Origin of the sequence: Spirillospora sp. NPDC046719 (genome assembly GCF_040645715.1) — a bacterium.
Taxonomy (GTDB): Bacteria; Actinomycetota; Actinomycetes; order Streptosporangiales; family Streptosporangiaceae; genus Spirillospora.
This window is the reverse complement of the sequence record NZ_JBEYYT010000862.1, coordinates 1-1,633: the sequence shown is the minus strand read 5'-3', so window position 1 is coordinate 1,633 and position 1,633 is coordinate 1. Positions and strand designations below refer to the sequence as shown.

General features: G+C 75.4%; 1 protein-coding gene and 1 pseudogene. One reads left to right on the top strand and one right to left on the bottom strand.

Annotated elements, in window-relative coordinates:
- A pseudogene (locus ABZ914_RS51050) lies at nucleotides 1–203 on the bottom strand (hypothetical protein); the annotation flags it as partial.
- Between the two features lie 212 nt (nucleotides 204–415).
- Here ABZ914_RS51050 and ABZ914_RS51045 point away from each other — a divergent pair.
- Nucleotides 416–1,633: PucR family transcriptional regulator ligand-binding domain-containing protein (locus tag ABZ914_RS51045; RefSeq protein ID WP_500201774.1), on the top strand; the 1,218-nt coding region annotated here is incomplete at its 3' end.

Here is a 1,633-nt window from a genome sequence, read left to right as displayed (position 1 = left end):
CAGTGCCCGCCGCCCCGCCGCCCCGGCCGGGGGCCCCCGCGGGCCACCTGGTACAGCGGGGAGGCCAACCCCGCGAGCACCCGGGCGGGGCGGCGCGGCGGGTCGAGCAGCGGCCGCAGCGCCAGGCTCGCCGCGCCGGCGGCGGGCGGCCGCCGTCCCGGACGGGCCGGGAGCGGGATCGGGTCGCGGACGAGTGCGGTCACGGATCCTCCCGAAGCCGGTGTCGGCTGCCGCCCGGATCGCGGGCGGCCCGGCCTCCGCTGAGACGGTAGAACGGGCCTCCGCGCGGACGTATGGGGAAAGCTGCCAAGGATGGTTGTCATCGTTCGTCTTTGTTGTCAGTGTTGATCAGGAACCGGTAGCGATCACGCCACACGCGGCGATGTACGCACCAAAAGGCGAGGTGACCCCTGGCATGAGTTACACCAGCGCGGACCCGGGCCCACCGGCCCTCCGGCTCGCGAGCACCGGAACACTGACCTACGGCCTGTCCGTCGGCGAGGTCCTCGGCGCCAGCACCCTGAACGGCGCCCGCCTCATCGCGGGACGGTCCGGCCTCGACCGGGTCGTGCAGCGGCTCAACGTGATGGAGGTCCCCGACATCCTGTCGTGGGTCAAGCCCCACGAGCTGCTGCTGACCACCGGCTACCCCCTCCGCAACACCCCGCAGTCGCTGGACAACCTGGTCGCCGACCTGGACGAGCGCGGCCTCGCGGCCCTGGCCATCAAGCTCGGCCGCTACCTGGACTCGCTGCCCGCCGAGATGATCGCCCAGGCGGACCGGCGCGGCTTCCCGCTCATCCTGCTCCCCAACGACGTCGGCTTCGACGACATCCTGAACCAGGTCCTCACCGACATCCTGAACCGGCAGGCGGCCGTCCTCGCCCGCACCGAGGAGGTGCACCGGGCGCTCGTGCAGATCGTGCTGTGCGGCGGCGGCCTGCAGGAGGTCGTCGACGAGGTCGCGACGCTGCTGGACGTGGCGGTCGTGGTGCTGGACGGCGAGCAGCGGGTGCTCGCCGGCGCGGGCCCGGACGAGCACGTCCAGGCGATGCGGGGCTTCGACGCGGGCCGGCACGCGGCCTGCGGGCGCGGCGGCTGCGGCATCATCGGCGCGCACGGCACCGGCGACCACCTGGTGGTCCCGGTCGTCGCGGGCGGCTTCGACCACGGCCGGATCATCGCGTTCAGCCCGGCGGGCACGCTGCGCGGATCCGACCTCGGCATCCTGGAGCGGGCCGCGACCGTCGCGGCGCTGGTGGTGACCAAGCAGCAGGCCGTCGCGGCGGTGGAGAGCAAGTACCGCGCCGACTTCCTGCGCGACATCCTGGCGGGCCGCGCCGGCGACGACGACCGGGTCGTCGCGCACTGCGGCGGGTTCGGCTGGGACCTGGACCGCCCGGTGGCGGTGGTCGTCGCGGAGTTGGACGGCCGCCCGCGCGGCACGGCCGGCTCCCCGGGCGCGGCCGGCGTGACCGTCCCGGCGCCGACGCCGAGCCCGGAGAACGAGGGCAGGGCCCGCAAGCACGGCGATACCGGGCGCGGGCGCGCCGCCGAGACCCGGCGTGGGGTCGACACCCGTGCCGCTGACGCGGCGAAGGCGCGCGCGGCCGACCCGGACGCGGCGATGCGC